Here is a 23,457-nt window from a genome sequence, read left to right on the forward strand (position 1 = left end):
AACCTGGCCCACGCGACCGGCTACCCCGCCAGGATCACACCGTGGGCGCGCGCTGAGATCACCGGCGTGGGCGGCTGGATCGACCGCGGCTTCCTCACCGCACCCCTCGACGCTCGACGGCTCCCACCGCAGACGGCGGACCGCAACGCGGGCATCGAGGTCAGAGAGGCCACGCAATGACGTACGTGATCGGCCGGAACGAGATCACCCAGCTCGCCGCGGAGGTCTCGGGTCCGGTGCTGACCCCCGCCGACAAGGGTTACGCCGCGGCGACCGCCACCTGGAACACGGCGCTGGTCCAACGCCCGGCCGTCGTGGTCGGTGCCACGTCCGTCGCCGACGTGCAGGCCGCCGTCCGCTTCGCCGGTGCGAACGATCTGCCGGTCGCCACCGTCGCCACCGGGCACGGTGCGGTCGTCGCCGCGGACGGCGCGGTCCTCATCAACCTGCGCCGGATCAACGGCATCAGCATCGACGCGCGCTCGCGTACGGCGACGATCGGCGCGGCCGTCCCGGCCCAGCAACTGATCGAGGCGGGCACCGGGGTCGGCCTGGTGCCAATGGCCGGCTCGTCACCGAACGTCGGCGTGGTCGGCTACGCCCTCGGCGGCGGGATCAGTCCGACCCTCGGCCGCAAGCACGGCTTCGCCGCCGATCATGTGCAGGCCGCCGAGATCGTTCCCTCGGACGGCGTGCTTCGACAGGTCGACGCGGACCACGAACCAGACCTGTTCTGGGCGATCCGGGGCGGCATGGGCAACTTCGGGGTGGTCACCTCGCTCACCATCGGCCTGGTGCCGGTGACGCATCTGTACGGCGGTGGGCTGTACTTCGCCAGCGAGCACGTCGAGCAGGTGGTCGACGCGTATCGCCGGCTGGCCGAGGTCGCGTCGGAGGAACTCTCCGTCTCGCTCGCGTTCCTGCGGATGAAGTCGGAACCGTCCGTGCCGGAACCGTTGCGCGACCGGTTCACCGTTCACGTGCGGATCGCCTACCTGGGGACGGCCGCCGACGGCGAACAGCTCATCGCGGACCTGCGCGCCACCGCGCCGGCGCTGATGGACACGGTGGCCGAGATGCCGTACACGGCGATGGCCTCGATCCACGCGGACCCGCTCGAGCCGACGCCGACGTACGAGATGTCGGCTCTGCTCCACGATTTTCCCGCGGAGGCCGCCGAGGCGCTGATCGTCGCCGCCGGCCCCGGCGTCGACACCCCCGCCGGGGTGATCGAGATCCGCCAGCTCGGCGGCGCGCTCGCCCGTGCACCGCGGGTGCCGAACGCCGTCGGCAACCGGGACGCCGGCTTCCAGCTCTCCGGCGCGGCGTTCGGCGCACCGGGCCGGGCGGAGGAGTTCCGTACGCCGTTGGCCGAGCTGGCCGAGGCGATGGCCCGCTGGACGACCGGCGGTAAGCAGGCCAACTTCCTGACCGGCTACGACACCACGGCCGAGGCGGTGGCCCGGGCCTACGGACCGGACACGTACCGCCGTCTCGGGGACGTGAAGGCCGCCTTCGACCCGCGCAACATGTTCCGCGTCAACCACAACATCCCTCCGGCACCGTCGAACGCGGTGTAAGCGTGGTGACGCTCCGGGTGGTCACCCGTGCTCGGTGACCACCCGGAGCCTGCCGGCGTCCTACCCTCAGCGCTTGAGGAGCGCGCCGTCGGGGCTGAACTGCGGCCGCAGTTGCTGGACCGCGGTCGCGTCCACCTCGGCGGCCGGGCCGTGGTAGATCGCGTTGTAGAGCAGGTTGTACTGCGAGCGGGGCAGCGTACGGAAGGTGATCTCGCTGCCGTACGTCACGACCTGCCCCTTGCCGACGTCGAAGGACGCGACGTTGGTGGCGCCCCGGATGTGGTCGGCGCCACGCAGGTAGCCGCTTGCCAGGACCTCACCCTCGGTGGGGTACTTCGAAACCACCTCGCCGGAGTCGTCGGTGAGATCCCAGGCCTGGGTGTCGTAGAGCCAGACCGGCCAGGACTCGGGCATGCCCCAGGCGACCGGGTTGTTCGGGTCGAACTCCTGGTTGAGCAGGCTGCCGCCGGTGACGAACTCGTCGTCGTCCTCGGGCAGCGCCGGCTTCATCGGCAGGTCGAGCAACTGCTGGGCGGTCTGCACCGAGTCGCCGATCGCCAGCAGTGTGCCGCCCTTGCGGACGAACTGCTGGAGCATGCGCCAGCCCTTCTCCCCCACCCCGTAGGCCCAGGAGTACGACTCGTCGTACTGCGCCGGGTCCAGGCCCTCGACGATGTCGTCCCGGGACACCCCGGACGAGACGACGATCGTGTCGTACAGCTCGTTCAACGACTTGCGCTGGAAGTCCTGAGCGGAGACCACGTCGTAGTTGATGCCGTACTGGTCGAACTGCCACATGTCCCAGCCGCCGGGCATGTTCCCGACGCCGCGCAGCAAACCGACCCTGGTCTTCGGCTTGAGCTGCACCCCGGCGACCTTGGGGGTCCGGTCCACGGCGGTGACCTGGAGGCCAACCTTGGCCGACGCGGTCGCCAGCACGTTACGGGCCTGCGGGGTGGCCGGGACGATGTAGGTGCCGGCGGGGTAGTCGGCACCCTTCGCGCTGAACCCCTTCGCGCCACGGAAGGTCGGGATGTTGGCGTCCTGCAGGGCCGAGACGATCTGGATGGTTCCGTACGACTCGGGGCGGACCAGGTAGGCCCCCTTGGCACTCGGCGCGGGCGGCATCGTCACCTGCGGCGGTTGCACCGAGGTCACCCGCTCCAGCTGCGCGTCGAACGGGGCGCTGACCTCGGCGACGTCGACGCCGAGCTGCAGCGGCAGGCTGGTCGTCGCCTCCGCGTACGGCAGCAGCACCGGGCAGGACCCGCAGTCGCGGACCTCGGGGTACCGGTCGGTGCCGAGGACCTGGTGTGCCCAGTTGCCGCGCGGCTGATGCATCTTGATGACGTACGAGCCGGCGTCGTAACGCTTTCCGTCGGCGACGAACGGCGAGGTCGCCCGGTCGATCTCGACCTCCGTCCACTCGAGACGCTGGAGCATCTCGAAGGTCGCGTACGGGTCACGCTGCTCGGCGTCGACGACGAACGCGAAGGTGCCCGACGGTACGCCCTTGGTCAGGTACTCCTGCGGCACGGCGTACAGGTTGTCGTAGAGCAGCTTCTCGCCGTTGTTCGCGGTGTACTCCATGCCGGCGTAGGTGGCGATCTTCGCGTAGTCGACGATGTCGGCCAGGGTCCAGGTGTCGGAGCGGTACGGCTCGATCAGGTTCATCCGGGCCTGCTGCGGGCCGAGCGGACGGCCGTCCTGCGACTTCTGCGGGTACGCGTAGTCGGTCACCGAAGCGATCTCGGTGAGGTAGACCCCGGCGCCGGTGAACGGGAAGTACCCGACGGGCTGCTCCAGGGTCCAGAAGATGTGGTAGTCGAGGCTGCCCACTCCGGTCTTGCCGGCGGCGGCGAACGCCCGGGCGGCGTGCTGCCCGATCGCGGAGACCGAGGCGCTCATGTTCGCCGGGACGTTCTCGCTGGTGATGCCGCCGTAGGGTGGGACGAAGATGCGGCTGCCCGAATTGCCCTTCTGGTGCATGATGTGCACGATCGCCGGGCGGTACTTCTTCATCAACCCGAGCCGGTACTGCGCCTCGACCTGGGTGAACATCGTCCAGTCCCGGTTGTCGTCGTGGCCGGTGTACTTGTGGTAGAGGTCCGGGTAGGTCCGCCGGTAGTCCGTGCCGGCGGTCCGGTTGAAGTGGTCGATGGTGAGCCGCTGCCCGTCGGGGTTCTGCGACGGCACCAGGACGACGACCGAGTTGTTCAGGACGTTGCGGGTGAAGTCCGAGTCCTCGGTGGCGAGGCGGTACACGATGTCGTTGATCGCCTGTCCGTTACCCACCTCGCTGGAGTGGACGGTCGCCTCCAGGTGGTAGAACGGCACCCCCTCCGCGGCCAGCCGGCGGGCTTCCTCCGGGGTGGTGCCGCGCGGATCAGCGAGTTTCTGGTTGATTTCCACCAGGCGATCCAGGCGGCGCAGATTCTTCGGCGCACTGATGATGACGGTCCCGTATTCGTTGCCCATCGTCGTGGGTCCGACGGTCTCGTAGTCGACGCGGTCGGACCGTTCTGCAATCAGTTTCATGTACTTGAGCACATCGGGGTATGTGGCGAGTTTGCCCTCCGCGCCCATCTTGAAGCCGAAGTGCTCTTCAGGTGTCGGGACCGCGGCGCGGGCGGCCGCCGCGGCGCGCGTCAGGTCGGGGCCGGCGCTGGCAACCGGGGCGGTCACGGTGGCTCCGACCAGCGCCAACAGAGCCACACAGGCGCCATACAACAGGGGTGGACGGGTTTTGAGCATCAGCGAACCCTCCGCGTCGACATTAGCGACAGTCGATCGACTTTGGCTGAACCGTAGCGGGGCACGGGAGCATCCACAGCGGCTCAGGTGTTCGCGTTTGTTCGCATTCTCAACGGGCGGAAAGCTCAAGAATGCCTCAACACACTTGCCCCCGGTTCGGCGCACGCGGTATCAAAAGCCATGATCACCGAGGTGTCGAAACTGAGGTTGTCCGACACGCTCGACAGAGTCACCGGGGAGGTTCCCACGCGGCGACCACAACGTCTGCACGCCAGCACACTCGCATTGATGTTCACCGACAGATCCGCCCGCGGGATCGCCGACCGCCTCGGCGACCTCATCCACTCCGGGGAGATCGCCCAGGGTCTGCGCCTGCCCACCGTGCGCGCGCTGGCCGCCGCCCTGCACGTCGGCCCCACGACGATCGCCTCCGCCTGGGCCCAGCTGCGTCAGCGCGGGCTGATCCACTCCGACCGGCGGCGCGGCAGCTTCGTACGCGGGCCGGGGACGCTGGCGGGGCGACGTTTCGCCAGCCTGCCGCCCTCACCACCGGTCCGGCTCGACCTCTCGACGGCCTATCCCGACCCGGTCCTGCTGCCCGATCTGTCCGGCCCGATGGCCGTGGCCGTCGCCGGTGCGCACTGGCGGACGTACCCGGACGACACGGTGGACGTCCACCTGGCGGCCGTGCTGCACGGGACGTGGCCCTTCGAGGCCGAGGACTTCACCGTCACCAGCGGCGCCCAGGACGCCGTCCACCGGGTCGCCGGCGTCGTCCTGCGACCGCACGACCGGGTGCTCGTCGAGGAGTTCGCCGCCGCCTCCCTGCTTGACATCGTCGAGGACCACCGGGCCCAGGCGGTACCGGTGCGCTGCGACGACGAGGGGCCGCTGCCGGAGGCGCTCAAAGCGGCCCTGGCCACCCGCCCCGGGATGCTGCTGTTGCAGACCCGGATGGCCAGCCCGTACGGCCACGCGCTGTCGCGCCGCCGAGCCCGCGCCCTGACGCCGATGCTCGCCGGTCAGGACATCGTCATCCTGGAACAGGACACCGCGCACGAGCTCGCCCTGACACCCGACGTGTCGCTCGGCGAGTTCCTGCCCGAGCAGACCCTTCTCGTCCGTAGCTGGAACAAGTCGCACGGCCCCCACCTCCGAGTCGGGGCGCTGGCCGGGATCGGGCGGGTCGTCTCGCGGGTACGGGCACGGCAGAAGGCCACCGGAGGTTGGCCGTCAGTGCTGACCCAGCGTGCTCTGGCACAGATGCTCACCGACCCGCGGACCCGGGAGACGATCCGCCGGGCGGGAGCCACCTACCGCCACCGCCGCCAGCAGATGGTCCAGGCCCTGCGGGAGCAGGGTCTGACGCCCACCGGCGTCGCCGGGCTCTCGGTATGGGTGCCTGTGCGCAACGCGGCGAGCGCGATCCGGTCGCTGGCCGCCGACGGCATCGGCATCGCTCCGGGCGCCCCGTTCAGCGTTCACGGCGAAGGCCGGTCGCACGTCCGGATCGCCACCACGCTGCGGCACGACGAGCACCGGCGGATCGCCCGCATCCTCGGCGAGGCCCACCACCGGTGAGTTCCTCGCCGATTCGCGGCCTCTGGTTCTCCGGAATTGGTCCGACGTCTGCACAGCTCAGCGCAGCGGAGTAGCCGACAATCAGTCACTAACGCGGCCAATCGGACGCCCCAACTGTAGCCACCGCTCGGATTGGTCTACCGAGTCCACTCTTTGGTCCATGCCGATGCTACCGTTTCGACGAATTGTCCCAGTTGACTCGCCGTGACAGCTGACCTTCGGCCAGCCTCCTCCGGGCAGCTTTTCTGGACTTTTCAGTCCATGGAAGACTGGAGTTGCGGGAAGACAACCGGCCCGCGGGGGCCGGGTACTGAACCCCGGCACCACCTGACCACACACGTGTTCCGGCCGGCACCGCCCACCGCGGTGCGGGTGACGCACGTCCTCAACCATTGATGAAGAGAGAAACCGATGAGTACGCAGAAGGTTGCCGTGGTCACTGGGGCGTCCCAGGGCATCGGCGCGGCGCTGGTGACCGCCTACCGCAAGCTCGGCTACGCCGTCGTCGCGACCTCGCGTTCGATCGCCCCGTCCGATGACCCCCTGGTCCTTGCGGTTGCCGGCGACATCGCCGACCCGGCCGTCGGCGCCCGTGTCATCGACCAGGCCCTCGGGACGTTCGGGCGCGTCGACACGCTGATCAACAACGCCGGCGTCTTCGTGGCCAAGCCGTTCACCGACTACACCGACACGGACTACGACCTGGTGACCGGGATCAACCTGCGCGGGTTCTTCGAGGTGTCGAAGCGGGCCATCGCCGCGATGCTGGCACAGGGCGGCGGCGGGCACGTCGTCAACATCACCGCCAGCGTGGTCGACCACGCCAACTCCACCCTGCCGTCGGCGCTGGCGTCGCTGACCAAGGGCGGCCTCAACGCGGTCACCAAATCGCTGGCGATCGAGTACGCCACTCGCGGCATCAGGGTCAACGCGGTTTCGCCGGGCACCATCCGCACCCCGATGCACTCCGCCGAGATCCACGACTTCCTCGCCGGTCTGCAGCCGGTCGGCCGGATGGGCGAGATCAGCGACATCGTCGACGCCGTCACCTACCTCGAGACCGCCGGGTTCGTCACCGGTGAGATCCTGCACGTGGACGGCGGCCAGAGCGCCGGGCACTGAGACCGTTCGGAGCCGCGGCGGGCAGCGGTTCTCGGCGCTGCCCGCCGCCTCCAACAGCAGAGGAGACCATCATGACCAGCACCAATGCCGAGATCCTTCGAAGCGTCATGGACCAGTGGCGATCCGCCGTCGACGCCCACGACCCCGAGCGCGTCGCGTCGAACTTCACCGACGATGCGATCTTCCAGGGCGTGCGCCCGTACAGCGTCGGCCGCGAAGGCATCGCCGCGTACTACGAGGCCGCGACGGTCGGCATGACCGCCGCGTACGAGATCCGCGAGACCCGGCGGCTCGCCGACGACGTCGTCCTCGGTTACCTGGGTGTGGACTTCGCCTTCCCCGAGCGGCCGACGCTCTCGGTCAGCCTCGGCGTGATCGTGCGCCGGGTCGGCGATCGCTGGCTCATCGCCCACTACCAGGTATCGCAGCTCGGGTGATCGGGACGACCGCCTGACTGCCGCAGGCGCACAGGTCGTCGCACCTTCGTCGTCGTGCTCACCGACGGGCACAGGCCCTGGCTGGCGACGCCACCGGAGTCGGCGCGCCTGATCGCCCGACCAGGCGGTATCGCCGGGTAGACACCGCATCCCGGCCCGAACATGTGAACGCAAACATGGCGTCGTGTCAATACCTTGGGCGCTCTTTACCCTCCATGGATGTCACCGCAGGCAGCAATGTTGACATGATCGAAACATGTGAGTACGTTGACGCTCACCCACGAGCATGTTAACGCTCGCCGCGCGGGCCGAAGGCCCACTCCGTCGGAGCGCGACGCTCCGGGCACCAACCCGGCTGCGTCACCGTCTTGACGCCCGGACCCGGTCGAGTCACCAGGAGGAAGCCCGGCAATGTTCCCGTCGCCACTCCCGCTTCGCCCGGCACGCCACCCCGCCCGTCGTCGAAGTCGCCGACTGCTCGCCGGCCTCACCACGCTGGTCACCGGCCTGGTCGGCATCGTGGCCCTGGCGCCGTCCAGCACGGCGGACACCATCGATGACGGCCTGGTCCTGCGCTACGACCTCACGCAGAGCAGTGGCACGACCGTGCCGGACAGCTCCGGCCACGGCCGCCACGGCGCGCTCAGTGGCGACGCGACCTGGCAGGGCCGGGACGGCCTGCGCCTCGGCGGTGTCGACGGCCACGTGCGGCTGCCCGACGACGTACTGCGTGGACTCACCGGAGTCACCGTGTCGGTGCAGGTCAACGTGGCCACCGACCAGGCCACACCTTACTTCGTGTGGGGGCTCGGTAACACCGGCGCCGACGGCGTCGGCAACGGCTACCTCTTCGCCACCGGCAACGCCTTCCGCGCCTCGATCGCGAGCGGCAACTGGACGACCGAGCAGACCGTCACCACGGGACGCAATCTCACCCGCGGCAGCTGGCGCACCATCACCTACACCCTCGGCGGTGGCACGGCGGTGCTGTACGAGGACGGCGTCGAGGTGGCCCGTACGTCCGGCGTCACCCTGACGCCCGCGACGATCGGTGGCGGCAGCACCACGGCCAACTACCTCGGCCGCTCCGTCTACGCGGCCGACCGGTACCTCAAGGGTCAGGTCCGCGACTTCCGCATCTACGACCGGGCGGTGACCGCCGAAGAGGCCCACGCCCTCGGCGAGCAGACCGCCACCGGGCGTGCCGCCGACGACGCGGCGGCCCTCGACCTGGGCGACACCACCGCGGTCACCGAGAACCTCAGCCTTCCCACCCAGGGAGCCGGCGGTTCCACTGTCACCTGGGTGTCCAGCGATCCGGCGGTGGTGTCGAACGCCGGCGTGGTGACCAGGCCCGCGCCCGGCTCCGGAGCTGCCACCGTCACGCTGACCGCCACCGTCACCTACGCCGGTCACCGCGTCACCCGTGACTTCGCCGTCACCGTCGTGGCGGACCTCAGCGACCGCAAGAAGGTCGACGACGCCCTCGCGGCCATCGTCATCCACGACCAGGACGCCGTCCGGGGCAACATCACCCTGCCCACCAAGGGGGAGCGGGACGTCACCTTCTCCTGGACCGCGAAGGACCCCCGCGTGGTCACGAAGACCGGCGAGGTCACCCGCCCCAAGCACGGATCGAAGGCGGCCAAGGCCCGCCTGACCGTACGCGCGACGAAGGGCCGGGCGAGCGCCCTACGCCACTTCACGCTGACCGTCCTCCCGCTGCCGAAGAAGGAGCAGCTCGACGGGTATGCGTTCGCCTACTTCACCGGTGAGGGGACCGCCGACGGGGAGCAGATCTACTTCGCGGCCAGCCGAGGCAACGACCCGCTCAAGTACGACGAGCTCAACGGCGGCCGTCCCGTCCTCACCTCCAACGAGGGCGACGGGGGTGTACGCGACCCGTTCATCATCCGCAGCCCGGAGGGCGACAAGTTCTACCTCATCGCCACCGACCTGAAGATCTACGGCAACGGAGACTGGGACGCCGCCCAGCGCACCGGCAGCAAGTACATCGAGGTGTGGGAGTCGACCGACCTGGTGAACTGGTCGCAGCAGCGGCACGTACGCGTCTCCCCCGACACCGCCGGGAACACCTGGGCCCCCGAGGCCTACTACGACGACACCATCGGCGCGTACGTCGTCTTCTGGGCCTCCAAGCTGTACGCACCGGAGGACACCGCCCACACCGGCGACACCTACAACCGCATGATGTACGCGACCACCCGCGACTTCCGTACCTTCAGCGAGCCGCAGGTGTGGGTCGACCCGGGGTACTCGGTCATCGACTCGACAGTGGTCGAGCACGACGGCACCTACTACCGCTTCACCAAGGACGAGCGGAACAACACCTCCAGCACCCCGTGCAGCAAGTTCATCCTGGAGGAGAAGTCGACCCAGCTGCGCGACCCGAGCTGGGACTTCGTCCAGGACTGCATCGGCAAGGCGACGGAGGACAGCGAGGGGATCTCCCGTGGTGAGGGCCCCACGATCTTCAAGAGCAACACCGAGGACAAGTGGTACCTCTTCGTCGACGAGTTCGGCGGGCGCGGCTACGTGCCGTTCGAGACCACCGACCTCGACGGCGGCCGGTTCACCCTGTCGGCCGGCTACGACCTGCCGGCGCACCCCCGGCACGGCACCGTCCTGCCGGTCACCCGGGCCGAGCTCGAGCGCCTCCGGGAAGGCCCCCCACCGGCACCGGCCACGAAGCAGGGCGTCATCGTGGACTACCGCCTCGCGGGAGGCGACGGCACGACCGTGGCCGACATCTCCGGCAACGGCCGCGACGCCGTCATCCGCGGCGGAGTCACCCGGGGCAGCGAGGCATTCACGTTCGACGGCGACGACGGGTATGTCGACCTGCCCGACAACCTGCTGACCGGTCTGTCCGACGTCAGCGTCTCCGCCCAGGTCTGGGTCGACCCCGGGCAGGCCACCCCGTACTTCATCTGGGGGCTGGGCAACACCACGAACGGCGCCGGCAACGGCTACCTGTTCACCACGGGCAACGCGTACCGCACTGCCATCGCGGACGGCACCTATTCGACCGAGCAGAACACCGGCGCCGGCCGCGACCTCGGTCGCGGCGGTTGGCACACGATCACCTACACGCTGGCCGGCGGGGTGGCCCGCCTCTACGACAACGGGGTCGAGGTGGCCCGGAACAGCGGGGTCACCACGAGGCCCGGCGACCTCGGTGGCGGCATCACCACCGCCAACTACCTGGGCCGCTCCCTCTTCGCGGCCGACCGCTACTTCCAGGGCCGGATGCGCAGCTTCACGCTGTGGAACCGCGGCCTGTCGGCCGAACAGGTGCTCGCCCTTCCCGGGAACGAAACCGCCATCGGTTCGGTCGAGCTGGACGCCCTCAAGGTGCCGGCCATCATCGACGGCGACACGAGCACCATCACCCTGCCCGTCGAGCCGGGCACCGACGTGACCGCGTTGGCGCCCGAGTTCGGGATCGCCGAACGTGCCCACCTCACCCCGCGCAACGGCGTGAAGCGGGACTTCACCGAGCCGGTCACCTACACCGTCAAGGGCCAGCACGGCAGCCGCCGTACCTGGACCGTCAAGGCGGTCACCATGAACAGCCCGGTCCTGCCCGGCTACAACGCCGACCCCAACATCGTGCGCTTCGGTGACACCTACTACATCTACGCCACCACCGACGGCTACCCGGGATGGTCCGGCACCACCTTCAAGACCTGGTCCAGCAAGGACCTCGTCCACTGGGCCGAGCACCCGACCATCCTCGACCTCGGCCCGTACGTGTCCTGGGCCGACGGGCGGGCCTGGGCACCGGCGGCCATCGAGAAGAACGGCAAGTACTACCTGTACTTCTGCGCGGATGCCAAGATCGGTGTGGCGGTCGCCGACTCCCCCACCGGCCCGTTCGTCGACGCGATCGGCGAACCGCTCGTCGCCGCCAACCCCGACGGGGGCCAGGCCATCGATCCCGCGGTCTTCACCGACGACGACGGCCGCAGCTACCTCTACTGGGGCAACGGCAACGCCTACGTGGTCCCGCTCAATCCCGACATGACCTCGTACGACGCCACGAAGGTCAAGCGGATCACCGGCCTGACCGGCTTCCGGGAGGGCCTGTTCATGGCCAGGCGTGGCGACACCTATCACCTCAGCTGGTCGATCGACGACACCCGCAGCGAGAACTACCGCGTCGGTTACGCCACCGCGACCAGCCCGATGGCCGACGGCCTGGTCAACCACGGCGAGATCCTCAGCAAGGACCCCGGCCTCGGCATCCTCGGCACCGGCCACCACAGCATCGTCCAGGTACCCGGCACCGACGACTGGTACATCGCCTACCATCGCTTCGCCATCCCCGGCGGCGACGGCACCCACCGGGAGGTGACCATCGACCGCCTGCGCTTCAACGCCGACGGCACCATCGCGCGAGTCGTCCCGACACTCGAGAGCGTCCCTCCGCTGGCGCCCTGACCCCGCGGGCGGGCGTCGGCATCCTCTGACGCCCGCCTCCGCCCATCCGCCGTCGCACCCCACCGCTCACCTGGAGGCCGATCACCCATGCGTATGCACCGGATCGTCGCGGGCGTGGTAACCGGAATCGTGGTAGTCGCGCTGAGCGCGAACGCCCCCGCCCTCGGCGCCGACGAGGCCGCCGCCCTCGACTACATGATCAACGTCGACGCCGAGGGCACCGGCCCGGCCATCGACCCGGACATGTACGGCGTCTTCTTCGAGGACATCAACCGGGCCGCCGACGGCGGTCTCTACGCCGAGCTCGTGCAGAACCGGTCCTTCGAATACCTCCCGGTCGACAACGGCTCCTACACCGGCCTCACCGCCTGGAGCGCCGTCTCCTCCGCCGGGGGCAGCGGCGCCGCCGCCACGGTCGACGACGACGCCCGGCTCAACGAGCGCAACCGCACCTACCTGAAGCTGACACTCACCAACAACGGCGCCGGCACCTACGGCGTGCAGAACGCCGGCTACAACACCGGCATCGCGCTCGAGAAGGGCAAGAGGTACGACTTCTCGGTCTGGGCCCGCACCGACGCCGCCGGCGGCACCCCGTTGACGGTGAGCCTGCGCGACCAGGCCGGGACGACGACGTACGCCACGGCGGCGCGGGTGAGCGTGCGCGGCGACAGCTGGCGCCGGTACACCGGCACCTTCACGGCCACCGGCACCACCGACGCGGCTCGCCTCGCGGTGCAGGCCGCGGGCACCGGCACGCTGCGCCTCGACATGGTGTCGCTCTTCCCCCGCGACACCTTCAAGGGCCGCCCGAACGGCCTGCGCAAGGACCTCGCCGAGAAGATCGCCGCGCTGCGCCCGGGCTTCGTGCGCTTCCCCGGCGGCTGCATCGTGAACACCGGGAGCATGTACGGCTACGACGCCGCCAGCGGATACCAACGGGCCCGCGCCTACCAGTGGAAGGACACGGTCGGGCCGGTCGAGGAGCGGGCCACCAACGCGAACTTCTGGGGTTACAACCAGTCCTACGGCCTCGGCTACTACGAGTACTTCCAGTTCGCCGAGGACATCGGCGCGAAGGCGGTGCCGGTGGTGCCGGCGCTCGTCACCGGCTGCGGCCAGAACCGGGCCGTCGACGACGAGGCGCTGCTGCAACGACACATCCAGGACACCCTCGACCTCATCGAGTTCGCCACCGGCCCGGCCAGCTCGACGTGGGGCGCGAAGCGCGCGGCGATGGGCCATCCCGAACCGTTCGGCCTCGACCGCCTCGAGGTCGGCAACGAGGAGAACCTGCCCGACGCCTTCATGGCCCGCTTCGTGAAGTTCCGCGACGCGATCAAGGCGCGGTACCCGAACATCACGGTCATCAGCAACTCCGGGCCCGACGACATGGGCGCCACCTTCGACCGGGCGTGGGAACTCAACCGTGCCAACGGGGTGGAGATGGTCGACGAGCACTACTACAACAGCCCCGACTGGTTCCTGCAGAACAACAAGCGCTACGACAGCTACGATCGCTCGGGCGCCAAGGTGTGGCTGGGCGAGTACGCGTCCCAGGACAACAAGCTCTACAACGCGCTGGCCGAGGGCGCGTACCTGACCGGCCTGGAGCGCAACGCCGACGTGGTGACGATGGCCTCCTACGCTCCCCTGCTGGCCAACATCGACTACGTCCAGTGGCGGCCGGACATGATCTGGTTCGACAACGACCAGTCGTGGGGCTCGGCCAGTTACGAGGTCCAGAAGCTGTTCATGAACAACGTCGGTGACCGGGTGGTGCCGAGCACCTCCACCGGCTCGGTGCGGACACCAGAGCCGGTCACCGGGGCGGTCGGGCTCTCCACCTGGCGGACCGCAGCGCGGTACGACGACGTGGCGGTCACCGCGGCCGACGGCACTGAACTGTTCCACGACGACTTCTCCGCCGGTGCCGGGCAGTGGACCCCGATCGCGGGCCGCGGCACCTGGTCGGTCGTCGACGGCGGCTACGTCCAGTCCGACACGGCCGCCGAGAACACCATGGTCGAGGCGGGCGACGAGAACTGGCGCGACTACGACCTCGACGTCAAGGCGACCAAGCTCTCCGGTGCCGAAGGGTTCCTCGTCGGGTTCGGGGTGAAGGACACCGGCAACTACTACTGGTGGAACCTGGGCGGCTGGAACAACACCCAGGGCGCGGTGGAGAAGGCAGTGAACGGCGGCAAAACCACGCTGATCGCCAAGCCCAACACCATCGAGACCGGCCGCACCTACGACATCACCGTCCAGATCCGCGGCACGAAGGTCACCCTGCTGCTCGACGGGCAGGTGTGGGGCAGCTTCGACGACAACGCCGTGACCGAGCCGTTCGCCCAGGTCGTCACCCGCGACGTCGCCGCCCGCCAACTCATCGTCAAGGTCGTCAACGCGCAGGCCGCCCCGGCCCGCACCACGATCAACCTGGGTTCCGGTGTGCACGTCGCCGGCAAGGCGCAGATGACCGTCATCAGCGGTGACCCGGAGGAGCTCAACACCCGTACGGCCCAGCTCATCAAGCCGGTGACCAGCACCATCAAGGGCGTCGCGCCCACCTTCACCCGAACCTTCGAGCCGTACTCGGTGACCTTCATCCGCGTTCAGACGAAGTAGGTGCAGCAGCGATGAATCCCCCTCTCAACCGACGTACCCTCCTGCGCGGTGGCCTCGGCGTGGCCGCGACCGGGCTGGTCCTCCCCACCGGAGGCAGAAACGCCTGGGCGGCGCCGCCCACCGACGCCGAGGTCTACGGCGCTCCGACCACCAATCCCCTCGTGTGGCAGCGGGCCGACCCGTTCGTGACACCCCGCACCGACGGCCGCTACTACTTCACCGCGTCCGTGCCGGAGTACGACCGGCTCATAGTGCGGGCCGCACCGACCATCGAGGGGCTGGGCGACGCCGCCGAGGCGGTGGTGTGGCGCCGTCCCGCCAGCGGGAAGATGGGCGGCCACATCTGGGCCCCCGAGCTGCACCGGATCGACGAGCGTTGGTACCTCTACTTCGCCGCCGGCGACTCCGACAACGTCTTCCGGATCCGCATGTACGTCATGGAGTCCACCGCCGCCGACCCCCGCGAGGTCAGCGGCTGGTCGGCGCCGCGGCAGATCGTCACGCCCTGGGACAGCTTCGCGCTCGACGCCACCACCTTCGAGCACCGTGGGGAGCGCTACCTGATCTGGGCGCAGAGCGAGCCGGAGATCAGCAGCAACAGCAACCTCTACATCGCCCGGATGACCTCGCCGTTCACCATCACCGGGAATCCGGCGCGCATCGCCACGCCCACCAAGTCGTGGGAGGTGCAGGGCTTCCGGGTCAACGAGGGCCCGGCCGTCATCAAACGCAATGGCCGGATCTTCGTCAGCTTCTCGGCCAGCGCCACCGACGCCCGCTACTGCATGGGGCTGCTCACCGCGGACGCCCGCGCCAACCTGCTCGACCCGGCCACCTGGAGCAAGAACCCCGACCCCGTGTTCACCACCACCGAGCAGACGCGGCAGTACGGCCCGGGGCACAACAGCTTCACCGTCGCCGAGGACGGTGAGACCGACGTGCTCGTCTACCACGCGCGGGATTACCGGGACATCGTCGGTGATCCGCTCTACGACCCGAACCGGCACGCCCGTGCGCAGCGCCTCTACTGGCACGCGGACGGCACTCCCCTGTTCGGGGTGCCGGTGGGCAGAGGCGGCCCGATCGTACGGCTGTCGCCCGCTAACGCCACGTCGTCGTTCGTACGTCACTACGCGTACGAGCTGCGGGTCGATCCGCACGTACGGGAGCTCGCCGACTCCCAGTTCCGGTTCGTACCCGGGTTCGCCGGTGACGGCACCGTCTCGATCCAGTCGGTGAACTTCCCGGACCGCTACTGGCGGGTCGACGGGACGAGCCTGCGCATCGAGCCGGTGCAGGACGGCGACGCGTTCGGCGCGCAGGCCAGCTTCCGCAGAGTGCCTGGCCTGGCGAACAGCAATGCCGTCTCGCTGGAGCTGTCGGGCAGTCCGGGCAGCTACGTCAACCACGACAAGGGTGCCCTGACGGTGGGGAGAGCGTCCCGCGCGAAGTCGACCTTCTGGCTCAGCTGAGACGCGAGAAGCCAGACATTGCGGTCGTGGCCCGCGCGGATACGCTCGTTGCCATGTCTCCGAATGTTCGCCGAGGTCTATACGACCTCGCGCTGTTCGCCGGAATCCTCGCGCTCTGCTACCTGGCACTTCACCTGCTCGGGGCTCGGCCGAGCGGGTGGTGGATCGTCGCGCCCGCGTCGGTAGCGATCGGGATGGGGCTGCGGACCGTGCACCGCGAACGCCGGTACCGCGGAAACAGTTAGTGGCCTCGCGGGTGGCTCCGCGTCAGCATGACGATCCCGGTCACGGTGGTGGCCAGCACCGCCACCCCCTCGAACGGCACCGCCAGCAGGAACGGCATCCGCCAGGTGAGCCCCCGCGTCAAGAGCATCCCGGACGCAGCCCCGAAACCCAATGCCAGCACCGCCATGCCACCGATGAGAGGCGCCAGCCAGACGCGACGTGCCCCCATCTGCGCGACCAACGCTGCCGTGACGCCCCAGGCGAGACCGGCCCCGATCCCGGTCAGCACGCGGGCGAACAGCAGGGAGCCGCTGCCCGGGGCCAGTGTCGTCAGGAGCGTTCCGAGGATCAGCAGGACGGCCGCGGGCAGCGCCATCGTGGTCGGCCATCGCCGGCCGAGCAGGTAACCGACCGGAACCGCGAGGAGCGCCGGGAGCAGGTAGGCGACGAAGCTCCAGGGGATCACCGAGGCCGGCAGATCCATGTCCATCCGCATCGCGGTCCCGCCTGACCCGAAGGTGATGGCGAGCAGGTAGACACCCAGCAGTGCGGTGAGCGCCGGCCCGATCAGCAACCAGGCCGGGCGGCCAGGGGACGGTCCTTCACCACCGATCACGACGATCATGCTGGAGCGTGGGCCGTTCGGGGAAGCCTGGTTGGCGGTGCCGGGGGATGGCGCGGTCACCCCCGAGAGCATACGGATGTGAGGCTTCGCGGCAAGTAACGGACGTCGATCGCGCGACCTGCGCCGGGATGACGAGGAATTGACTGTCGCTCCGATGCCGCGTGCCGGTCAGCGGTCGCCGAGCCGCTGCTCGGCTTCGATCACGTCGGCGAGCGCGGATCGCTCGGCCTGATGCCGGCCGAGAATCTCGGCGCTGTAGGCGCTCCACGCCGCCTCTTGGGCCGCCGTCATCTGCGCTCCGTCGACTTCGGACTCGACATCCGGGTGAGCGTCGAGGAATGTCGAGAAGAGCCGCCCCATCTCCCGGCTGTGCCGCCGGTTGAGCTCTATGCGCCGCGGATCCATCGTCCTCACCCCTCCTGGGCATCATCATGGAGCGCCAGCTGATCGAAGACCACCAACGCTACGCGGGTGGGATCGCCGGGCGGGTGCACCCGCAGAGAGTGATGCGGGTTGGGCTCGTCGTCGAGGATGACGACCGTCTCGATCCCGGCCGGCAGGTCCGCCGGCCAGTCGATCTCGTCGGTCGGCTCCGCGACGAGGACTCGGGCGAGCCGTCCGCGCAGACCCGTCTGGTCGTAGCGCAGCGGTGTCGGCTCCGGGTTGTTGTCCCCCACCTGCCGGCCTCCCCTCGCCGCCAAACCTGGCAGTCGCCGACCCCCATGGCATCGACGTGGGTGACCTTACGCCGGCGCCTGGGTTGGGACGTGGTCCGGCCGACGCCACTGGCGGGCAGGGCGGCCTCCCGCCCGGCCGGATCGAACGATCCTGCCGGGCGGGAACCGCACGCCGCTCAGTTCGACCAGTTGGCGAACGCACCGGGCTCGTAGGAGCCGCCCTGCTGGTGCACGATCACGGCGAGCCGGTTCGCCGCGTTGATCAGGGCGACCAGGCACACCAGCGCGGCGACCTGGTCGTCGTCGTAGTGCTTGCGTACCTGGGCCCAGGTCTCGTCGGACACGCCTTGGTGGGCGTCGGCGAGCCGGGTGCCCTCTTCGGCGAGCGCCAGCGCGGCCTGTTCGGCCTCGGTGAACACGGTCGACTCGCGCCACGCAGCGACCAGGTTGAGCCGGACAGCGGTCTCACCGGCGGCGGCGGCCTCCTTGGTGTGCATGTCGATGCACCAACCGCAGCCGTTGATCTGGCTGGCGCGCAGCGAGACCAGCTCCTGAGTGGACTTCGGCAGCGGCGACTGGTGGATGGCGGTGCCTGCGTTGGCGAACCGCTTGGCGAACCTGATGCCGATCTCGTTGTCGAACATGTTGAATCGGGTGTTCATCGCGTCGTCCTTACTCGTGGTGTTGGGCTGGACGAACACGAGATGCCGACGAACGGATCCCTGTGACAGCAGGTGACGCGCGCCACAGCCGGACGGTTGGCTACCGTCCGGGTGTCACAGAACGACGGGTCTCGGCATCTGGTGGGTGACCCCGTCGAGAGCGAACAGGAGCCACCCATGGCCGGCACGTCGCAGACCGCATCCGACGATCGTGGCAGCAGCGCCGACGACCGCCCGGACGCCGCCACCGAGGCGTTCCTCGCCCACCGCAACCTGCTGTTCACCGTGGCCTACGAGATGCTCGGCTCGGCCGCCGACGCGGAGGACGTACTGCAGGAGACCTGGCTGCGGTGGGTGGAGGTGGACCTCGACGCCGTACGGGACCAGCGCGCGTACCTGGTCCGGATCACCACCCGCCAGGCACTCGTTCGGCTGCGTACGCTCCGTCGCCGGAGGGAGTCCTACGTCGGCTCCTGGTTGCCCGAGCCGCTGCTGACCGCGCCCGACGTGGCGGAGGACATCGAGTTGGCCGAGAGCGTGTCGATGGCGATGTTGCTGGTGTTGGAGACGCTCACGCCGACCGAGCGCGCGGTGTTCGTGCTGCGTGAGGTCTTCGATCTGGAGTACGACGAGATCGCGGGAGCCGTCGACAAGAGCCCGGCGGCGGTCCGCCAGATCGCGCACCGGGCGCGGGCACACGTCGCGGCCCGTCGGCCGCGCGGCGTGGTCTCCGTGGCCGAGACCCGGGACGCGCTCGATGCGTTCCAACGGGCGGTCGAAACGGGCGATCTGCAGAGCCTGGTCGACATCCTCGCGCCGGACGTCGTTCTCCTGGGCGACGGTGGCGGCATCAAGCAGGCCGTACTGCGGCCGATCCTGGGGGCCGACAAGGTGGCTCGCGTGCTGACCGCCGGGCTGGGCAGGATCGCCGGGCTCGCGGAGCTGCGGCCGGCACAGGTCAACGGCCACCCTGCGCTGATCCTCCGCCTCGATGGCGAGATCGACACCGTCGTGGCGCTACGCGTGGACGACGGCCTGATCACCGGGCTCTACGCCGTACGCAACCCCGAGAAGCTGTCGCACATGGATCGGGAGGCGCCGCTTCGCCGCTGAGGCCGACCGGCCGACACCGATGGCAGGATGTCTAGGCATGGACAGCGCTCTGCCGCGTGAGGCCGGTGAGCTCCTCGGCGACGCCCGCCGCGTGGTCGTCTTCACTGGCGCCGGGATCTCCGCCGAGAGCGGCGTGCCCACCTTCCGCGACGATCTCACTGGCCTGTGGGCGCGGTTCGATCCTCAGCGGCTCGCCACCGCCGAGGCGTTCCACGCCGACCCGGATCTGGTCTGGGGTTGGTACGAGTGGCGGCGGGCGCGGGTGTCCCGGGCCGAGCCGAATGCCGGGCATCGGGCGATCAGCATCATCCAGAACCGGGCCCCCGAGTGCAGCGTCGTCACGCAGAACGTCGACGATCTGCACGAACGGGCCGGCAGCCACGGGGTGATCCACCTGCACGGCAGCCTCTTCGCGCCCCGGTGCGTCGCGGCCGCTCACCCGGCCACCTTCGCACCGGTGAGCGAGATCGCGACGCCGGACGAAGGCCGCCGGGTCCCGCCGCCGCGGTGCCCCAGCTGCGCGGCGCTCGTTCGCCCGGGCGTGGTGTGGTTCGGTGAGGCGCTACCCGAGGCGGCGTTGACCGCGGCGGTCGAAGCCGCGGCGGCGTGCGACGTGCTGCTGACGGTCGGCACCTCCGGTGTCGTGTACCCGGCCGCCGAGATCCCCGGGGTCGCCGCACGCGTCGGTGCCACCGTGATCCAGGTCAATCCGGAGCCGACCCCACTCGATCGGGTCGCCACCATCAACCTTCGCGGCACCGCGGCACACGTCCTCCCTGCTCTGGTCGCGAGCGCGTGGCAGGAGACCGTCGAGACCTGACGGGAGCGGAGCACTGACGAGGTGTGCGGGTGCGGCCGGCGGGTGCTCGGGCGAGGTCCGGCGCGCCGACCTCGGCCCGCACGCTGGGGGACGCGCTCGCGAGTCTGCTGCGTCACTGCGGACGGCCGGTCGACCGGGTCGCGGGTACGGAGCAAACGCGACCTCTCGTGCTGATCGGGCACGGAACTCCCCGCCTCGGTCAATGACGATCGGGATTAACTCCGCGTTCCGCCCTCATCCGGGCACCGGATCGCGCCGGGCAGTGGCTGCCACGGCGCCTGTCCGACAGCACGCCAACTCAGCCGTGGTTGCCCGCCGACGCGGCGGTGTAGCCTTTCATCGGACACCCTGTCTCGACACTATGTCCGACGATGCTGGCCCGGATCGGTGAGCGGTTGCCCACCAGCTCGCCGGGCTCGACGATCAACGAGGAGCAGACGATGAAATACCGCCTACTTGGGCGTACCGGAGTGTGGGTCTCCGAGATTTCACTGGGCACGATGACGTTCGGAGGCGCGACGCATCCGGTCTGGGGCAGTCTGGGCGCCCTGGGGCAGGAGGATGTCGATCGCCTGGTCGGCACGGCACTCGACGCGGGCATCAACTTCATCGACACTGCCGACTTCTACAGCGACGGGGAATCCGAGGATCTGCTCGGCCAGTCCCTCAAGCAACGCCGGCAGGATGTCGTACTGGCGACGAAGCTGTACTCGCCGACCGGGGCGGGGCCCAACCACAACGGGCTGTCCCGGCTGCACGTGATGCGGGCTCTGGAGAACAGCCTGCGCCGACTGCGTACGGACCACATCGATCTCTACCAGATCCACCAGTTCGACCACCTGACCCCGATCGAGGAGACGCTGAGCGCGCTCGACGACGCGGTCCGTCAGGGCAAGGTCCGCTACATCGGCTGCGCCAACCTCGCCGCCTGGCAGATCAGCCAGGCCCTGGGCATCTCCGCGCAGCACAACCAGGCCGGGTTCGTCTCGGCGCAGGTCTACTACTCCCTGCTCGGGCGGGACATCGAGCGGGAGCTGGTGCCGATGGCCGAGGCGCAGGGCGTCGGCCTGACCGTGTGGAGCCCGCTGGCCGGCGGTTTCCTCTCCGGCAAGGTCACCCGTGACGGCGTCACCGACGCCGGCTCGCGCCACGCCGCGGGCTACGAGTTCCCGCCGATCGACCGGGAGCGTGGTCACGACGTGCTCGACGTCGTCCGGGCGGTCGCCGCCCGGCACGGGGTGAGCCCGGCCCGGGTGTCGCTCGCCTGGCTGCTGGCCCAGCGGGCCGTCACCAGTGTCATCGTCGGTGCCCGCAAGGCGGAGCAGCTCGTGGACAACGTGGCCGCCACCGAGCTGACCCTGACCGAGCAGGATCTGGCCGAGCTCGACGCCGTCAGCGCGTTGCCCACGGCGTACCCGAACTGGATCCAGGAGATGTTCGCCCCGACCCGGGTTCCGCAGCAGGGCGGCCTCGCCACGCCGAACGTGGCGTAGCACCGCGCGCGGCGACACCTGTCGTCAGGACCTGCGCCGGCCCCGGTCAGCCGCACCGGGGCCGGCCAACTCCGCCACCGCCACCCGGGCACATCGTCGGCAGCCCGGCTCAGCACGGCTGCCAGTCACGCCACGCGGACGAGTTCGTGCCCGCTGCTGTCGATTTATCAATTTTTAACGTACTACGGGGGATTATCCGTGTCTGCAGAAGTCGCAGCTAATCCAAAACGCTGGACAGCGCTGCTCTTCATCTCGCTCGCCCAACTCATGGTGGTGCTCGACTCCACCATCGTGAACATCGCGCTGCCCGCCGCACAGCATGATCTCGGCTTCACCGACGGCACCCGGCAGTGGGTGATCACCGCCTACACACTGGCCTTCGGGGGCCTGCTGTTGTTCGGCGGCCGGATCGCCGACATCGCCGGCCGCAAGCGCACCTTCCTGGTCGGCCTGGTCGGTTTCGCTGTCGCCTCCGCGATCGGTGGCTTCTCGGTCAACACCGGCATGCTGCTCGGCGCCCGGGCACTTCAGGGCTTCTTCGCCGCCCTGCTCGCCCCGGCCGCGCTCTCCCTGGTGACCGTGACCTTCACCGAGGTACGTGAGCGCGCCAAGGCGTTCGGCGTCTTCAGCGCCGTCGCCGGTGGTGGCGGCGCGCTCGGCCTCATCCTCGGCGGGGTGCTCACCCAGTACCTGGACTGGCGCTGGTGCCTGTACGTGAACGTGCCGATCACGCTGGTCGCCGGAGTGGGCGCCGTACTGGTGATCCGGGACGCCGCGCACTCGCGCAACACCAACCGGCTCGACATCCCGGGCGCGCTGCTGGCCAGCCTGGGCCTGGTCAGCCTGGTCTACGGGTTCACCCGGGCCGAGTCCGACGGCTGGACGGCCGCCTGGACGCTGGGCTCGTTCGCCGCCGCGGTGGTGCTGCTGGCCGCGTTCGCGGTCGTGGAGTCCGTCGTCAAGGCGCCACTGCTGCCCTTGCGCGTACTTACCGAGCGCAACCGGGGCGGGGCCTTCCTCGGGCTGGGTATCGCCGTGATCGGCATGTTCGGTCTGCTCCTGTTCATCACCTACTACCTGCAGGTGGTCAAGGGCTGGTCGCCGGTTCTCACCGGAGTGGCGTTCCTGCCCATGGTGATCGGCCTGGTCATCGGTTCCGCACAGATCGGACCGCGCCTGCTGCACCGGGTCGCGCCGCGCGTGCTGATGGCACCGGGTTTCCTGGCCGGGGCGCTCGGCATGCTGCTGCTGACCCAGCTCAAGATCGACAGCTCGTACCCGCTGCTGATCCTGCCCGGCATGGCCCTGCTCGGCCTGGGACTGGGCGTAGGCTTCATCACCGCCATGCACCTGGCCGCACACGGGGTGCAGCCGCGCGACGCGGGTATCGCATCCGCGATGGTCAACACCTCGCAACAGATCGGTGGCTCCATCGGTACCGCGCTGCTGAACACCGTCGCCGCCAGCTCGACCGCCGCCTGGCTGGCCACGCACCTCAACGGCCAACCGACGGCGCAACTGGCGAACCAGGCGGCGGTGCACGGCTACGTCACCGCGATGTGGTGGACCGTCGGCGTGATGCTGGCCGCGGCCGCGATCGTCGTCGTGTTCGTCAACGCCAGGCGTGAGGGCGGTTCGACGGCCCCGGCCGGCGACGAAGGCGGGGACCACGAGGTCCCGGCGGCAGCACTCGCACACTGACGCCATCAGCCGGATCGGCCGGAGGTCCTGCTCGTACCCGGGTGCGAGCAGGACCTCCGGCCATTCCCCTGGTCCAGTGGCCGCAGGCTTCGATACGGAT

General features: G+C 69.5%; 17 protein-coding genes. 12 read left to right on the top strand and 5 right to left on the bottom strand.

Going from position 1 to position 23,457, the window contains the following annotated elements; all coding sequences use genetic code 11:
* The first annotated feature begins 176 nt into the window (after window positions 1–176).
* Window positions 177–1,580 (top strand): FAD-binding oxidoreductase, encoded by a 1,404-nt coding sequence (locus AB0F98_RS12655; RefSeq protein ID WP_357733196.1) that lies wholly within the window; start codon window positions 177–179, stop codon window positions 1,578–1,580.
* A gap of 66 nt (window positions 1,581–1,646) precedes the next feature.
* Here AB0F98_RS12655 and AB0F98_RS12660 read toward each other — a convergent pair whose 3' ends face one another.
* Complete coding sequence (locus AB0F98_RS12660; RefSeq protein ID WP_357733199.1) at window positions 1,647–4,265, bottom strand: M14 family zinc carboxypeptidase; 2,619 nt, start codon at window positions 4,263–4,265, stop codon at window positions 1,647–1,649.
* 357 nt (window positions 4,266–4,622) lie between these two features.
* Here AB0F98_RS12660 and AB0F98_RS12665 point away from each other — a divergent pair, with 357 nt between their 5' ends.
* The 7 genes from AB0F98_RS12665 to AB0F98_RS12695 all read left to right on the top strand — a co-directional run bounded on the left by AB0F98_RS12665 (window position 4,623) and on the right by AB0F98_RS12695 (window position 16,286).
* A complete protein-coding gene (locus tag AB0F98_RS12665) occupies window positions 4,623–5,915 on the top strand; it encodes an aminotransferase class I/II-fold pyridoxal phosphate-dependent enzyme (RefSeq protein ID WP_357733202.1) in 1,293 nt (430 codons plus the stop codon).
* A gap of 411 nt (window positions 5,916–6,326) precedes the next feature.
* Window positions 6,327–7,037 (top strand): SDR family oxidoreductase, encoded by a 711-nt coding sequence (locus AB0F98_RS12670; protein ID WP_357733204.1) that lies wholly within the window; start codon window positions 6,327–6,329, stop codon window positions 7,035–7,037.
* A 71-nt stretch (window positions 7,038–7,108) separates the two neighbouring features.
* A complete protein-coding gene (locus AB0F98_RS12675; protein WP_357733207.1) occupies window positions 7,109–7,474 on the top strand; it encodes an SgcJ/EcaC family oxidoreductase in 366 nt (121 codons plus the stop codon).
* A gap of 411 nt (window positions 7,475–7,885) precedes the next feature.
* Entirely contained in the window at window positions 7,886–11,938 is a 4,053-nt protein-coding gene (locus AB0F98_RS12680) for a family 43 glycosylhydrolase (protein WP_357733210.1), read from the top strand.
* A gap of 87 nt (window positions 11,939–12,025) precedes the next feature.
* The gene (locus AB0F98_RS12685; RefSeq protein ID WP_357733213.1) at window positions 12,026–14,569 is read left to right on the top strand and encodes an alpha-L-arabinofuranosidase C-terminal domain-containing protein; all 2,544 of its coding nucleotides are present in this window, start codon (window positions 12,026–12,028) and stop codon (window positions 14,567–14,569) included.
* An 11-nt stretch (window positions 14,570–14,580) separates the two neighbouring features.
* Window positions 14,581–16,041: a family 43 glycosylhydrolase gene (locus tag AB0F98_RS12690; RefSeq protein WP_357733216.1), complete on the top strand. Its 1,461-nt coding sequence runs from the start codon at window positions 14,581–14,583 to the stop codon at window positions 16,039–16,041.
* 53 nt (window positions 16,042–16,094) lie between these two features.
* The gene (locus AB0F98_RS12695) at window positions 16,095–16,286 is read left to right on the top strand and encodes a hypothetical protein (protein ID WP_357733219.1); all 192 of its coding nucleotides are present in this window, start codon (window positions 16,095–16,097) and stop codon (window positions 16,284–16,286) included.
* Here the strand turns inward: AB0F98_RS12695 and AB0F98_RS12700 are convergent.
* From AB0F98_RS12700 to AB0F98_RS12715, 4 genes are all read right to left on the bottom strand, one after another.
* Window positions 16,283–16,951 (bottom strand): hypothetical protein, encoded by a 669-nt coding sequence (locus tag AB0F98_RS12700; RefSeq protein WP_357733222.1) that lies wholly within the window; start codon window positions 16,949–16,951, stop codon window positions 16,283–16,285. The genes AB0F98_RS12695 and AB0F98_RS12700 overlap by 4 nt on opposite strands.
* Before the next feature lie 108 nt (window positions 16,952–17,059).
* Entirely contained in the window at window positions 17,060–17,296 is a 237-nt protein-coding gene (locus AB0F98_RS12705) for a hypothetical protein (protein ID WP_357733225.1), read from the bottom strand.
* Between the two features lie 5 nt (window positions 17,297–17,301).
* Complete coding sequence (locus tag AB0F98_RS12710; RefSeq protein ID WP_357733228.1) at window positions 17,302–17,568, bottom strand: hypothetical protein; 267 nt, start codon at window positions 17,566–17,568, stop codon at window positions 17,302–17,304.
* 176 nt (window positions 17,569–17,744) lie between these two features.
* Window positions 17,745–18,230 carry a carboxymuconolactone decarboxylase family protein gene (locus AB0F98_RS12715; RefSeq protein ID WP_357733230.1) on the bottom strand — a complete coding sequence of 162 codons (486 nt, stop codon included), beginning with the start codon at window positions 18,228–18,230 and terminating at the stop codon, window positions 17,745–17,747.
* 177 nt (window positions 18,231–18,407) lie between these two features.
* Between AB0F98_RS12715 and AB0F98_RS12720 the strand changes: the two genes are divergently transcribed.
* The 4 genes from AB0F98_RS12720 to AB0F98_RS12735 all read left to right on the top strand — a co-directional run bounded on the left by AB0F98_RS12720 (window position 18,408) and on the right by AB0F98_RS12735 (window position 23,357).
* On the top strand, window positions 18,408–19,343 hold the full coding sequence (locus AB0F98_RS12720) for an RNA polymerase sigma-70 factor (protein ID WP_357733233.1): 936 nt from the start codon (window positions 18,408–18,410) through the stop codon (window positions 19,341–19,343).
* A gap of 37 nt (window positions 19,344–19,380) precedes the next feature.
* Window positions 19,381–20,163, top strand: coding sequence for an NAD-dependent deacylase (locus AB0F98_RS12725; RefSeq protein ID WP_357733235.1), 783 nt, complete (start codon window positions 19,381–19,383; stop codon window positions 20,161–20,163).
* A 371-nt stretch (window positions 20,164–20,534) separates the two neighbouring features.
* A complete protein-coding gene (locus AB0F98_RS12730; protein WP_357733238.1) occupies window positions 20,535–21,656 on the top strand; it encodes an aldo/keto reductase in 1,122 nt (373 codons plus the stop codon).
* A gap of 198 nt (window positions 21,657–21,854) precedes the next feature.
* Entirely contained in the window at window positions 21,855–23,357 is a 1,503-nt protein-coding gene (locus AB0F98_RS12735) for an MFS transporter (RefSeq protein ID WP_357733241.1), read from the top strand.
* Window positions 23,358–23,457 lie beyond the last annotated feature (100 nt).

Source organism: Micromonospora sp. NPDC023737 (assembly GCF_040639715.1).
Taxonomy (GTDB): Bacteria; Actinomycetota; Actinomycetes; order Mycobacteriales; family Micromonosporaceae; genus Micromonospora.